The 14,979-nt window shown below is 47.4% G+C and carries 7 protein-coding genes; all 7 read left to right on the top strand.

Annotation, left to right across the window (positions count from 1 at the left end; translation table 11 throughout):
- Window positions 1-151: 151 nt before the first annotated feature.
- A complete protein-coding gene (locus NA59_RS13505) occupies window positions 152-1,060 on the top strand; it encodes a sensor domain-containing diguanylate cyclase (RefSeq protein ID WP_052501709.1) in 909 nt (302 codons plus the stop codon).
- A 9-nt stretch (window positions 1,061-1,069) separates the two neighbouring features.
- Window positions 1,070-2,419, top strand: a complete 1,350-nt coding sequence (locus NA59_RS13500; protein WP_052501708.1) for a GGDEF domain-containing protein — start codon at window positions 1,070-1,072, stop codon at window positions 2,417-2,419.
- A gap of 18 nt (window positions 2,420-2,437) precedes the next feature.
- A complete protein-coding gene (locus NA59_RS14605; RefSeq protein WP_052501707.1) occupies window positions 2,438-6,397 on the top strand; it encodes a PAS domain-containing protein in 3,960 nt (1,319 codons plus the stop codon).
- Window positions 6,398-6,712: 315 nt separating this feature from the next.
- Entirely contained in the window at window positions 6,713-9,304 is a 2,592-nt protein-coding gene (locus NA59_RS14600; RefSeq protein WP_052501706.1) for a response regulator, read from the top strand.
- Between the two features lie 105 nt (window positions 9,305-9,409).
- A complete protein-coding gene (locus NA59_RS13485) occupies window positions 9,410-10,795 on the top strand; it encodes a GGDEF domain-containing protein (protein WP_044414002.1) in 1,386 nt (461 codons plus the stop codon).
- Window positions 10,796-11,023: 228 nt separating this feature from the next.
- Entirely contained in the window at window positions 11,024-12,208 is a 1,185-nt protein-coding gene (locus NA59_RS13480) for an ATP-binding protein (protein WP_044414000.1), read from the top strand.
- 216 nt (window positions 12,209-12,424) lie between these two features.
- Window positions 12,425-14,779, top strand: a complete 2,355-nt coding sequence (locus tag NA59_RS14595) for a PAS domain S-box protein (protein WP_052501705.1) — start codon at window positions 12,425-12,427, stop codon at window positions 14,777-14,779.
- The last annotated feature ends 200 nt before the right edge of the window (window positions 14,780-14,979 follow it).

The following is a 14,979-nucleotide window of genomic DNA, read 5'->3' as shown; positions in this document are numbered from 1 at the left end:
GTCATTGCGAGGAGCGCAGCGACGCGGCAATCTCTTGAGGGCGTGCACTGGTTTGGGAGATTGCTTCGCTTCGCTCGCAATGACGAGGGGGGTGGGGCTCGCAAAACGTATTTATATTAAAAAATGATGATGACAAAGGAAATAACAAGGTATGTCAGTTAAAGAGTTTATGAATTACATCACGATGGTGGATGAGCATGTGATTACCTCCACCACTGACTTGAAGGGTGTGATTACCTCGGTAAGCAAAGCATTTTGTGAAATAAGTGGCTATACCGAGTTAGAGCTGATTGGCAAGAATCATAATATCGTGCGTCATCCTGATATGCCAAGTGAGCTATATGATGATTTATGGCAAACGATTAAGCAAGGCAAACCCTGGTCAGGTGAGGTGAAAAATCGTAAAAAAGACGGTGGGTTTTATTGGGTAAAAGTTTTTATTAGCCCCAATTTTGATCCGCTGGGCATCATGACTGGCTACACCGCCGTGCGCCATGACATTACGGATCACAAAAAAGTCGAGCAGATGATGCATACCGATGAGCTGACACAGCTTTATAATCGCCGTTATTACAATCAAATACTGGCCGGTTATATTAATAAAAACCATGCCAATGGTTGCTGGATTGGCTATTTAATGATTGATGCGGATAACTTTAAAAAGTATAACGATACCTATGGTCACCAAGCGGGTGATGATGTGTTGCGTGAAATAAGTGACAGCTTAACCGCCTCATTTAACCAGCCTAATGACCGGGTTTTTCGCTTGGGTGGTGAAGAATTTTGTGTGATTTATACCGAAAAAAATGCAAACGAATTAAAGCGTAGAGCTGATGCCTCGCGTCAACATTTGCAAGACAAGCAGATTAAGCATTCAGCCAATCCACCCTATGACTGCGTTACCTTGTCGATGGGTCTAATGGAGCTGGACCCGGCAGTGCAATATGCCACCGATGAAATCTATAAATATGCCGATGAAGCACTCTATCGCGCCAAACAAAAAGGCCGCAACCAAATCGAAGTGGTGGAATCGGCGGCTGATGATATTGAATTATTTTAGAGGACGTTTATGACAACACCGACACGCGCGTTAGACAAAAAGGCGAAAGACCCGAATAAAAATTTCGAGCAAACGGCATTTGAGCTGGCAGAACGTTTAAAAGAGCTGGAGTGTTTATATGGTTTATTGGAATTAGCACAAAATACCAGCCTAAAGCGAGAAGCCTTTTTGCAACAGGCTGTGATGCTGTTACCACCGGCTTTTTTATTACCAGATTTACTGAGCGCGCAGATTAACTACAAGGGCAAAGACTTTTTTAGCGGTTCTTCTTCTAGCTTGTTAAAGCAAAACTTAACCACCAGCTTGATTGTTCGTGATCAATTAGAAGGCTTTGTGATGATTGGTTATCGCGAGCAGAATGAGGAAATAACGTATGAATTTTTGCCTGATGAAATCCAAATGCTAGAGGCGTTTACGAATGAGCTGATTCAAATTTTAGACAGATACAAGATCGAAGACGAATTGAGGCTGCTGGCGAGTGTGTTTGAAAACAGCTATGCCGGCATCATGATCACCAATGCCGAAAATCAGATTATTCGCGTTAACCGGGCATTTGTTGAAATCACTGGCTATAGCGCCGCGGAGGCGGTGGGTAAAAACCCAGGGTTCTTATCGTCAAACCGTCACCAACAGGGCTTTTATCAAACAATGTGGGAAAAGTTACATCAAGCTGATTTTTGGCGCGGTGAGGTTTGGAATCGCCGTAAAGAAGGCGAGGTCTATGCCGAGATGCTATCTATTTCATTGATTCGCAATGACCAAAACCAACCTAAATACTATATCGGTGTGTTTTCAGATATCAGCACGGTGAAAGAAGGCGAGGCCGAGTTAATTCGTCTCGCGCATTACGATGCATTAACCGGGTTGCCTAATCGGCGGTTGTTATCCGACAGGATTAAGCAGGGGTTAGCACAAATAACACGCAATCAACAGCACCTGGCATTGTGTTTTTTGGATTTGGATAACTTTAAACCCGTTAATGATACCTATGGACACCAAGCCGGGGACGAAGTGTTGATTGAGGTGGCGCGGCGTTTAAAGGCGGATGTGCGCCAATCGGATAGTTTAGCGCGACTGGGCGGCGATGAATTTGTGCTGTTAATGGTCGATATTGAAAACCAACAAGCCGTAGAAGCCTTATTGGCGCGGGTAATTGAACATATAGAGCGCCCGATTAAGCTGGAGTCTGAGCGGGCTGAGGTGCGAATTTCTGTTAGCTGCGGGGTCGTGATTTACCCGCAAGCCGGTTTAGATGAAAGTGATTTACTGCATACCGCGGATGCGCTGATGTATCAGGCTAAAAAAGCTGGAAAATCGCAAATTTGTTTTTGGGATAGCGCCCAAGCAAAGAAAAAATAAAAACTAAGTGAGATAACTATGTATTTACCCAAGCTAGGCGAGATTGCCACACCGAATGTGATTACGATTGCCGATAGTCAATCGATTAACGAGGCGGTGCATTTAATGGCCAAGCGCAAATTGCGTGATGTGATCGTCACCGGAGCGTTAGGGCTAAGGATTTTAACCACCCGAGAGCTGATACAATTTCGATTGCAGGAGGTTGATTTTAATCTGCCATTATCTCAAGTATCCTTGAATCAGGTGCCCACCTTATCACCCAACGAAACCATACTCGATGGGCTAGAGGTGATTCGTCGTCATCCCGATGGTTATTTGTGTTTGTTGGATGCCAATAGTCAATTGTGTGGCATTGTCAGCGCAACTGACTTAGCGTCTTGTCTTGATCCGCACAACCTGGCCAACACTAAAACCTTGTCGGAGATATTGCAAAGCACGCAGTTCGTTAGGGTAGCGCGAGACAGCAAGGTCAAAGCGGTGTTTCATGCGCTCAGCATCAACCACCAAACCGCCGCTTTGGTTTTTGATGGCGAACAACCTGTAGGTTTGGTGACTCAAACGGATGTGATTAACTGGTTTGAACAGGGTGGCGATATGGCGGTGAGCGCCGAGCAGTTGATGTCCTCACCGTTAATTACTTTTGATGCCAGCCTAACGCTTGCTCAGGCGCTTGAAACCACGCGCTTGCAGCGTATTAAGCGCTTGGTGGTGATCGACAAGCAAACTAACAAAACGCTTGGTTTGTTACATCAAAAAGACTTGGTGAGTTTGGTGTATCAAGATTGGGCACAGCGTTTATCCAATGAAGCGGAGCGGCTGCGTACCGAGCGGGATTTGTTTGCCGGTGGGCCGGTGGTGGTGTTTAAGTGGTTGCCGCAAGCGGGCTGGCCGATTGCATTTGTGTCGCCGAATGTGCAGCAGGTATTGGGCTATACGCCTGACGATCTAATGGCCGAGGGGTTTGCATTTTCCTCGATGGTACATCCAGACGATTTAAACCAAGTGGGCGCTGAAGTTACAGCGTACCTAGCCGAAAAACGACCTTTCTGGGAGCAAACCTATCGCCTGATCGACAATCAGGGGCAGGCGCATTGGTTTTATGATTACACCCGCCCCCTTTATAACGCGCAAGGCGAGGTCGAAGAAATCCTCGGGTATATGATTGACCAAACCGAGACCCAACAAACCCATCAACGTTTGCAACAGTTAGCGACCAATATTCCGGGGATGATTTTTGAGTTTAGTTTAAGCCCCGATGGAAGGATGGCATTTCCCTATGCCAGCGAAGGGATTGTTGATTTATTTGACTTAATGCCTGACGAGGTCGCGCAGGATGCGACAGAACTGTTTGCCCGTATTCAACCGGATGACCAGCACAAGCTTAATCAATCGATTCAGCATTCGGCACAAACGCTGGAATCCTGGGCCGAGGAGTTTCGGGTTAACCTGCCTAGCGGTTTAACGCGCTGGCTGCGGGGTCAGTCCAGCCCAACACAACGCGAAGATGGCACCATTTATTGGCATGGTTTTTGTGCAGACATTAGCACGCAAAAAGAGTTGCAACTCAAAACCGAGCGGCAAAACAAGCTGTTACAAGCCGTGTGGGAAGCGAACCAAACCTTTATGGTGTCGCAGGATATTAGTTTGACCTCGGATGTGTTATTGAGTGAAATTTTAAGTTTTACCCAAAGTGAATATGGGTTTATCGGCGAGGTATTGCATGATGAGCAGGGTGCGCCTTATTTAAAAACCTTTGCGATGACCAATATCGCGTGGAATGACGAAACCCGTGCTCTATATGACGAGGTCGCGGGGCGCGGCATGGAGTTTCGCAATTTAAATAATTTGTTTGGTTATGCGTTATTAAACCAACAAACCTTGATTTCGAATGATCCCGTCAATGACACGCGCGCTGGCGGTTTACCTGCTGGTCACCCGCCTTTAAACGCCTTTATGGGCATCCCAGTGTTGTATGCCGATGAAATGGTCGGCTTTTTTGGGATTGCCAATGCGCCAGAGGGTTATTCCGAGCAGTTAGCGCAAGAGCTGATTGTGTTTAGCCAAAACTTTAGTAGCTTGATTTATGCCAGACGGCTTCAGCAACAGCAACAAGCGCTGCAAGCCGAAGTGGAAGCCAGCCGTGACCGCGCGGAAGCCGCTAACCGCGCTAAATCCGAGTTTCTGGCGAATATGAGCCATGAAATTCGTACGCCAATGAACGGGGTTTTAGGACTCAGTGAGTTGGGGATGAAACAATCCGACCCGGAAAAAATGCGCGACCAACTCAGCAAGGTGCATTATTCCGGGCGTTTGTTGTTGGGGATTATCAATGACATTCTCGACTTTTCGAAAATCGAAGCAGGCAAAATGGAGCTAGACCCCCAGCCGTTTTATCTCGATACGCTAGTAGATAATTTGTATAGTCTGTTTGCGAGTACGGCAGAGCAGAAGGGGTTGAAGTTAAGCATGCAGGCGGGAGACTTGGCCGGTTTATGTCTGTATGCCGATGAACTGCGGCTGCGTCAGGTGCTGACCAATTTGATGGGCAATGCGATTAAGTTTACCGAGAAGGGTGAGGTGAGTTTGCGGCTCACTCGAAAGCAAGATCGCTTTGAGTTGGCAATCAAAGATAGTGGTATCGGTATGAGCACTGAGCAACAAGCGCGGTTGTTTAACGCCTTTACCCAAGCCGACACCAGTATCACCCGCAAGCACGGTGGCACAGGTTTAGGCTTGGTAATTAGCGAGCGATTGGTAAGGTTAATGGGCGGTGATGATATTCATATTGAGAGCGTGCTGGGCGAGGGCTCAACCTTTCGCTTTTGCTTGCCATTAATAGAGTGCAATCAGCAACAACAAAATCAGGTTAAAGCCTTACCTCACTCACACACCCAACAGCAATTTAGCGGACGAGTGTTATTGGTTGAGGACAATGAAATCAACCAAGAAGTCGCGGGTGAGCAACTTAGACAGTGTGGTTTAGAGGTCACGCTGGCTGAAAACGGTCAGGTCGCGGTGGACAAGGCAGGCGAGCAAGCATTTGATTTGATATTAATGGATATTCAAATGCCGGTGATGGATGGATATCAAGCTACTCGTGCAATCCGTGCATTTAGTCCTAATGTGCCGATTGTTGCCTTGACCGCCGCCGCGATGATCGAAGACCGCGATAAAGCCTTGGCGGTTGGTATGAATGAGCATCTAAGCAAACCGCTTAACTCGCAAGACTTGCAGCGGGTGTTAAGTCATTATTTTAAAGCAATACAAGCGATCCCGGCGTTATCTTCGAGTGAGTCAGCGGAGTTAGCTGAGTTGGTCGAGCTAGCAAAAAAATTGGAAAAAATTTCCCTACCCCCTAAACAGGAGCAAACAATCATGTTAGACATTCAAGCGGGCCTTACTCAATTAGCAGGCAACGAAGCCCTTTTAAGAAAACTGTTGAAAAAGTTTTCTGAGCAAATTGATAGTGATTTTTCTAAAGTGGTGGATTGGGTTCAGCTGCTCGAAAACGATAGCGATGAGGCGGCGTTTGATGAGGCGCAAAAACTCAATCACGCACTCAAAGGCGTGGCGGGTAATTTAGCGGCGCAAGGGGTGTTTGAGATTAGTTTGCAAATTGATTTATTACTCAAGGATCAACAATGCCCAAGTGCGCAACAAATTGAAACCTTGCGCAATGCGTTAAGTCAAACCCAAGTTGAGATTGCCGCTTATTTGGGCGAGCAGGATGAGCCAGTCGTTACAGCGGGTTCGGTTGAAAGTGCCAAGCGAGACAGTGGCATTTATCAGCGTCTTGAAAGCCTTAAACCTCGCATCGAAGCCAGTGAGTATATCGACGACCAAGAGCTAGATCAATTGCAAAACGCCATACCAGCCGCGCTTCAACCGACATGGCAAGCCTTGGTAAGCGCCTTAGATGACTTTGATTTCGAAACCGCACAAGATAAGCTGAACGCGCTACTGAATGAACTATCCTGACACAGAAACAGTCCGTAAAAACACCCCGTCATTGCGAGCGAAGCGCGGCAATCTCTTGAGAGTGTGCAAAGTCTGTAAGAGATTGCCACGGCCTCCGGCCTCGCAATGACGAGTGATTTGTTGGCCTCGCAATGTAAAAACAACCCGTCATTGCGAGGAGCGCAGCGACGCGGCAATCTCTTGAGGGGCGCGCACAGTCGGCAACAGATTGCCACGGCCTACGGCCTCGCAATGACGATTGATTTGAGGCCGCGCACAGCGTTGTAACGAGGTTAAATTTAATGATCAATAAAATAAAAAATAACAGGATACAAAATGAAGCGATGGTCACTAAAACTTAAAACACGCATTGTTATCCTAGCGACGCTGGTCTTTTTGCTCGTAGCCATCGTCGGCGGTTTATGGTCGGCGCGCATGGTGTTTAACCATTCGCAAGCGGTTTTTTTGCAACAGCAACAGCTTATGCAGCAATTGGCGATCAGTCATATTCAAGACGGTTTGCAAACCCGTATTGATACCCTGAAACAATTTAGTGTTCAATTACAAGATGGTGAAGGCTTGGTGAGTCGGCACGAGTTGCAGCGCCTATTGGATAGCCGGGTGATGTTGCATAGCCAGTTTAATGGTGGACTGATTGTAATGAAGCCTGATGCACATATTTATGTTGACTCACCGATTTTCGAAGGTCGAGTAGGCATTGACCTGTCTGATCGTGAACATGCGAAACAAGTCAAAGCCACCCGATCGCCGGTCATTACGCACCCTTTAATTGGGCGTGGGTTGCAGACACCGGTGTTTTTGATTTCGGTGCCGATTATTGCGGATAACGGTGAGTTTGCCGGCTATTTGTTTGGCGTTACCCGTTTAGCCGATGACAACCTAATTACCAGCCTGACTGAAAAAGTGCATGGCGGGGTGGGTAATTTGTATCTGATTGATTTTAAAAACGATTTGTTTGTGACCTCTAGCCGCCATGAACTGGCGATGCAACCGCTACCGAGCTTTGCGCAGAGTGAAATTTTAAAACGCGTGCATGCGGGTGAAACTCAAGGGATTGCGCAAAGTTATTTTGATCAACGCGCGGCATTTAGCGCGCAAAAACTCGATTTAATGGACTGGCATGTAATTCATACCATTCCTGTCTCGATTGTTAACCAAGCGGGTTGGACGCTGTTAACAAAAATGGCTTGGCTGGGTGTGTTCACCATGCTGGTATTTGCGGGGCTGATTTATCTCGTCATGCGCCGCCAGCTGAAACCGATTGAACAAAGCGCACAACAAATCGATGCCATGACGTCCGGCGCAAAACCCTATGCGCGTTTGCCGGTGGGTAGCACCGACGAAGTCGGCACCCTCATCCACGCCTTCAACCGACTTTGGCATCAGCAACTTGAAAGCCAGAAGCAGGCTGAAGCGGCGAATCAGGCGAAATCGGAGTTTTTGGCTAACATGAGCCATGAAATTCGCACGCCGATGAACGGCATTATTGGCATGAGCGAGCTGGGTATAAAGGAAACCGACCCTGCTAAAATGCATCACCAGCTTGAGCGCGTTAATCAATCGGGTCGTTTGTTGCTCGGCATTATCAACGACATTTTAGATTTCTCGAAGATTGAAGCGGGGATGTTAGAACTCGATCCGCAGCCGTTTGAGCTGAGCCAGCTAAAAGATGAACTCAATAGTTTGTTTATCGGTATGGCGCAGGACAAGGGGCTGGACTTTGGTGTGCAATGTCAGTGTGATTGTCATGTTTGTTTGTATGGTGATAATTTGCGCTTGCGTCAGGTTTTAACCAACTTGATTGGTAATGCGATTAAGTTTACCGAGCGCGGAGAGGTACGCTTAGAGATTAAGCTTACAAGCCCAAAACAAGCGGGTGAGGTTGCGCAGTTGGCGTTTTCGATCAAAGATACCGGCATCGGCATGACACCCGAGCAACAAGCCAAGTTGTTCAATGCCTTTACCCAAGCCGACACCAGCATTACCCGCAAACATGGCGGCACCGGCTTGGGGTTGGTAATCAGTGAAAAGTTGGTGCGCTTAATGGGCGGCGATGACATTCAGATTCAAAGCGAATTAGGTAAGGGTTCGGTGTTTAGTTTTAGCGTCACCATGCCCTTGTGTGATGATGAACAGCGTAAACAACTGATTAGCCAGCCGCATTTTAGCGATCATCCACAGCTGTCCGGTCGGGTATTGTTAGTTGAAGACAACGAAATCAATCAAGAAGTCGCGGGTGAAATGTTGCGCCAAACCGGCGTGCGTTTTGAGGTGGCGGAAAACGGTCAGGTGGCGGTGGATAAAGCCAGAGATCAGAAGTTTGATTTAATTTTAATGGATATTCAAATGCCGGTGATGGACGGTTACTTGGCAACTAAAGCGATTCGCGAGTTTAACCCGACTATCCCGATTATCGCGCTCACCGCCGCGGCGATGGTGGAAGATAAAAACAAGGCGTTGGCGGCCGGGATGAACGACCACCTCGCCAAACCGCTTGATTCAGAAGCCTTATATCGGGTGTTAAGTCGTGAACTCAAGCCATTGCAACAAGCCGACGCTGATGACGCTAATCTGGGTCATTGCGAGGAGCAAAGCGACGCGGCAATCTCTCAAGGGCGCGCGCCGTCTGCGAGAGATCGCCACGGCCTGCGGCCTCGCGATGACAGTGAAATGGATAAGAAGCCGGTGCTGTTAATTCTGTGCCCCGATAAACAACAGCTCAAAGCCCTAGCCCAAAGCGCAAGGGCGGACTATCAGGTGAAAGTAGCGGCAAGCTATGAACAGGCGATAAAGCTGATTCAAACAGGCGGTATCAACCAGGCCTGGTTAAAAGAGGGCTGGGAAGCGCAAGCCGATGAATTAATAAAACAGTTAACGGCAGCAAAAATCGACATACACCGAGGTTAAAAAAACGGTCATCCCGGCGAAGGCCGGGATCTTTTGAGAGTGACGCGCACGTATGTAGGTAGCGTATTTAGTGATTAGATAACAGGTTAAGAGAGTAAATAATGTATGAAAACACAGAAGATGGATCAACAATTGGATAGATTAACGGCTAAATCTGATGATTTAGTGTCGATTTATTTGGCAGACTTATATATTGAGGAAAACAATCGGGTATTGGATCAATTTCAGTCAATGTTGTTTGAGTTGGTGCCTAGCGCCGTAGCGGACTTTTATGACCATTTGATGCTTAATGAAGCGGTTCATTTTTTTCTTTCTCAGGATCAGGTCGCTAATCGCTTGAAGGATACGCTGGGTGATTGGCTCAGGCTGACGCTGTCGTCCAAAAATAAACCGGAAGAGGTGGATACGTTTATCGCTTATCAGGTAAAGATTGGTGAAATTCATGCGCGGATTGATGTGCCTTTGTCGTTTGTGCATTTTGGCATGATGATTTTGAAGCGCCATTTTTATCGAGGTGTGTTGATGACAGACGTCGATATACAGGATAAGTTGGCGCTGATTGAGGTGATTGATAAGTTATTTATGGCGTGTTTAACCGTTATGGATGAAAGCTATGTGACTAAGCATTCTATTAATGAGCGCGTCACCCAAGAGTATATTAGTCAGTTGTCGGGTAAGGATATCGCGCTAGAGGTCGAGCGGATTAAGTCGGATTTGCTGGGCTGGTATAACCGTTTGGTGCGGGCGGTGGTGTTTAAGGCCAAACCTCAACAATCCATCTTTAGCTCGGAATTTGGTTTGTGGGTGGGGCATAAGCTGGCGATGATGGTGGCGAATAAAGCGCAGGTGGCGCAAATTTCTAAGCTCACGGCTTCAATTGATAGCCTATCGACCGAGTTGTTGACGGCTAGCCATACTGAGGTGTTGCTTGAGCAGATTGATGAACGGATTAAAGAGCTGGTTTATTTGTTGAGCATTATAGTGGATGAGTCGGTGTTTATCTCTCAACAGCGCGATAGCTTAACGAAATTGATTGAACGCCGTTTTATGTCGCCAATTATGCAGCGTGAGGTCAGGATGGCGATTACCACGAAACTGCCGCTGAGTGTGTTGATGATCGATATTGATGATTTTAAACAGGTTAATGATGTGCATGGTCATGCGGCAGGCGATAAGGTGTTGGAGGTGGTGGGGCATCTTATACGCTCAAAACTGAGGTTGGTTGATTATGCGTTTCGTTACGGGGGCGAGGAGTTAATGGTGGCTTTGCCTGAGCTGGGGATTAATAAGGCAGTGGAGTTTGCGCAGCAAATTTGTAATTTGGTGGCAAACGAGGTGATTGAGTTGGAAAATCAACGGCGCATAAAGGTCACAGTTTCTATTGGTGCAGCGGCGTTTAATGGTTCGCCTGATTATATGCATACCGTTGAAAATGCGGATAAAAAGCTCTACGAAGCCAAACGCACGGGCAAAAACCGCGTGTGTTTTTAATGTTGAAATGATGAGTAAAGGTTTTCTTGAGGGCGCGCGCAGTCGGTTTGAGATTCCGGCCTACGCCGGAATGACAAGGAAATAGGCCGTCATCCCGGCGAAGGCCGGGATCTCTTGAGGGCTGGAATAACGTGTGGTTTTGGACTGTTATACGCTAAATGGATTTAATTATACTCAATTATCCTTTGAGGTATAATTTATAAACCATTAGATAAAGGGGTATAAATTATGAGCCTAAACCAAGTTATTTACCATCGTACGAAACTCGCGCAGGCTTTGGTAAGCGATTTAGCTGGCGAGGGGTTGTTGGATTATCGTTCGGGTTTATTTTTAGCGGCTCCAAGGCGGACAGGTAAAAGTACCTTTTTGCGCAATGATTTGATGCCAGCTTGTGAGGCCCAAGGTTGGTTAGCGGTGTATGTGGACTTGTGGTCGAATAAGCAATTAAATCCGCAAGATTTAATTCGTGCGGCGGTGGCGAAAGCGCTGCAACCGTTTGATAGTCGCGTTAGGCAGTTGGCTAAGAAGGTTGGGATTGGAAAAGTGACGCTGTTAGACAGTCTTAGTTGGGATTTGTCACAGCCTAACTTGCCTGATGATGCCACGCTTTCGCAAGCGCTGGGTTTGTTGAGTCATCTGTCAAAAAAGTTAATTGTGTTGATTGTTGATGAGGCGCAGCATGCACTCGAAACGCCAGAAGGTTTGAATACGATGTTTGCATTAAAGGCCGCCAGAGATGCGTTAACCCAGGGCGGACAAGATGCGATACGTTTGGTTTTTACGGGTTCGAGTCGAGATAAGTTAGGCAGTTTGGTGTTAAAAAATAAGTCGCCTTTTTATGGCGCAAGCATTACGCCTTTTCCATTATTAGGTATTGATTTTGTAAAGTTTGTGACGAAAAGGTGGAATGGGCGGCTAGCCGAGTCGAATCAGTTGTTGCTGGAGGATGTGGCTTATGCTTTTGAGCTGGTGGGGCATCGTCCTGAAATGCTGGCCAAGTTGATTGCTCAGGTGAGTCTTGAGTTAGGTGAGGCCGAGCAATTAGGTCGCTTATTGCGCACCCGTGCGATTACGCATCAACAGGGTATTTGGGAGGAGTATGAGTCGCTTTTTAATAGCTTAACGCCTTTGCAAAAAGCGGTGCTGTTGAACCTAGTGCAACAGGCTTATAACAATGAGGCGTTTAATCCGTTTAGCGAGTTGAGTTTGGCGTCTATTGAACAGAATCTTTTAAGTTTTGATGCTAAGGCCTCAGTCACTGTTAGCGCGCCGAGCGTTCAAAAAGCCTTGGAGGCATTGCGGAGCAAGGATGTTATTTGGCGAGCGAATCGTGGTGAATATGCGCTTGAGGATCAGGGTATGTCTGAGTGGTTGTTAAATGTGCGCTTTAGCGGCGTGTGGGAACAAGGTTGAATGATGCAAATAACCCGTCATCCCGGCGAAGGCCGGGATCTTTTGAGAGTGAGCGCAGTCGGTTTGAGATTCCGGCCTACGCCGGAATGACAAAGAAATATGCTGTCATTGCGAGCGAAGCGCGGCAATCTCTTGAGAGCGCGCGTAGCCGGGTTAAATTAGGTGCGGTTTAATAGGTTAAAATATAAATAAAGTTGTGAATTCAGGAGTGGCTAAATGGAAGATAATTTAAACCAAAACAAACAAGCGTTTGAGCAAACGCTGTCAAGCTTAGGTGAGCAGTGGTTCGAGACCTTGTTTGCACTCTATCCTGATGCGACGCTTTTGATTGATCCTGAGACGGGGTTGCCGGTTAAGTTTAATCGGATTGCGCATGAGCAGTTGGGCTATAGCGCTGAGGAATTTGCAGGATTACGCATTCCGGATTACGAAGCCCAAGAAACGCTGGAACAAATTGGTGAGCATATCCGCAAGATTCTTGAGTTGGGGCGTGATGATTTTGATACCCGTCATCGCCGCAAGGATGGGTCGGTTATTGATGTAAAGGTGTCTGTTGTTCTGTTAAATCAGCAACAGAAAACGCTTTTTTTGTGCGTGTTCCGTGATATTACCGAACAAAAACAAGCGATTCGGGTGATTGCCGAGGGTGAGAAGCGTTTTAAAGACGTTGCCGAGGCGGCGGGTGAGTATATTTGGGAAATTGATGCCGAGGGCAAATATGTCTTTATTACCCCGCAGGTTGAGGATTTGTTGGGCTATAGCGTGGACGAGATTATCGGTCGGTCGCCGTTTGAGTTTATGCCAGCTGAAGAAGCACAGCGAGTGCAAGTAATGGTCATGGAGTGGGCGGCGAAAAAAAGCTCATGGCGGGGGTTAGAGCATGTGTCTCATCATCCCGATGGGCGTTTGGTCTATCAGCGCGTCAGTGGTCTGCCGATTATCAGTGAAACGGGTGAGTTGCTAGGTTTTCGGGGTACGGGGCGCGATGTGACCCAAGAGGTGGAGTATCAGCGCGCTATGGAAGATGCTAAAAAGACCGCGGAGCTGGCACAACAGGTAGCCGAAGCCGCGAATAAAGCCAAATCGGAGTTTTTGGCTAATATGAGCCATGAGATTCGCACGCCGATGAACGGCATTATTGGCATGAGCGAGCTGGGGGTGAAAGGAACTGATCCTGAGAAAATGCGCCACCAACTTAGACGGGTGAATCAATCGGGTCGTTTGTTGTTGGGGATTATCAATGATATTTTAGATTTCTCGAAGATTGAAGCGGGGATGTTGGAATTGGATCAGCAGCCGTTTCAGTTGAGACAGCTAAAAGATGAGCTCAATAGTTTGTTTATCGGCATGGCGCAGGATAAGGGGCTAGATTTTGGTGTGTATTGCGATTGCACCGATAATTGTGTGACCTGTTTGTATGGCGATAGTTTACGTTTGCGCCAGGTGTTGACTAACTTGATTGGTAATGCGATTAAGTTTACCGCGCGCGGTGAGGTTAGGCTGGAGATTAAGCTGAAATATCCTGACTCTAATCAGCCGAATGATTTGGCGCAGTTGGAATGTGCGATAAAAGATACCGGTATCGGCATGACACCCGAGCAACAATCCAAATTGTTTAAGGCATTTACCCAAGCCGACACCAGCATTACCCGCAAACATGGCGGCACGGGCTTGGGGTTGGTAATCAGTGAAAAACTGGTGCGCTTAATGGGTGGTGGTGATATTCATATTCAAAGTGAACTGGGTAAGGGTTCGGTGTTTAGTTTTAGCGTCACCATGCCCTTGTGTGATGATGAACAGCGTAAACAACTGATTAGCCAGCCGCATTTTAGTGATCATTCACAGTTGTTCGGTCGGGTATTGTTAGTTGAAGATAATGAAATCAATCAAGAAGTGGCGGGTGAAATGCTGCGCCAAACCGGCGTAAGTTTTGAGGTGGCGGAAAACGGTCAGGTGGCGGTGGATAAAGCCAGCGTTCAGAAGTTTGATTTGATTTTAATGGATATTCAAATGCCGGTGATGGACGGTTACCAGGCCTGCCGTGCGATTCGCGCGTTTAACCCAACGATCCCGATTATCGCGCTGACCGCCGCAGCGATGGTGGAAGACAAAAACAAGGCCTTGGCGGCAGGGATGAATGACCATCTTGCCAAACCGCTTGATTCAGAAGCCTTATATCGGGTGTTAAGTCGTGAACTCAAGCCATGGCAACAAGCCGACGCTGATGACGCTAATCTGGGTCATTGCGAGGAGCAAAGCGACGCGGCAATCTCTCAAGGGCGCGCGCCGTCTGCGAGAGATCGCCACGGCCTGCGGCCTCGCGATGACAGTGAAATGGATAAGAAGCCGGTGCTGTTAATTCTGTGCCCGGATAAACAACAGCTCAAAGCCCTAGCCCAAAGCGCACAGGCGGACTATCAGGTGAAGGTCGCGGCAAACTATGAACAGGCGATAAAGCTGATTCAAGCAGGCGGAATCAACCAGGCCTGGTTGAAAGATGGCTGGGAAGCGCAAGCCGATGAATTAATAAAGCAGTTAACGGAAGCGAAAATCGACATACACCGAGATTGAAAAACAACCCAGCAAAATAGGCTGTCAAAATAAACCGTCATTGCGAGGAGCGCAGCGACGCGGCAATCTCTTGAGGGCGCGCAAAGTCTGCAAGAGATTGCCACGGCCTACGGCCTCGCAATGACGAGTGATTTGTTGACCTCGCAATGACGAGTGGTAGGGAGTGGTGTATAATCAAAGTACAAACAATGTTTATACAG

The organism is Thiomicrospira microaerophila (assembly GCF_000934765.1).
Taxonomy (GTDB): Bacteria; Pseudomonadota; Gammaproteobacteria; order Thiomicrospirales; family Thiomicrospiraceae; genus Thiomicrospira; species Thiomicrospira microaerophila.
Note: the sequence above shows the minus strand (reverse complement) of the source record. Positions and strands in the feature narration are given on the sequence as shown.

Coding starts and splice junctions, on each gene's coding strand:
- NA59_RS13505 (WP_052501709.1), top strand. CDS start 152: ATGTCAGTTAAAGAGTTTATGAATTACATCACGATGGTGGATGAGCAT.
- NA59_RS13500 (WP_052501708.1), top strand. CDS start 1,070: ATGACAACACCGACACGCGCGTTAGACAAAAAGGCGAAAGACCCGAAT.
- NA59_RS14605 (WP_052501707.1), top strand. CDS start 2,438: ATGTATTTACCCAAGCTAGGCGAGATTGCCACACCGAATGTGATTACG.
- NA59_RS14600 (WP_052501706.1), top strand. CDS start 6,713: ATGAAGCGATGGTCACTAAAACTTAAAACACGCATTGTTATCCTAGCG.
- NA59_RS13485 (WP_044414002.1), top strand. CDS start 9,410: ATGAAAACACAGAAGATGGATCAACAATTGGATAGATTAACGGCTAAA.
- NA59_RS13480 (WP_044414000.1), top strand. CDS start 11,024: ATGAGCCTAAACCAAGTTATTTACCATCGTACGAAACTCGCGCAGGCT.
- NA59_RS14595 (WP_052501705.1), top strand. CDS start 12,425: ATGGAAGATAATTTAAACCAAAACAAACAAGCGTTTGAGCAAACGCTG.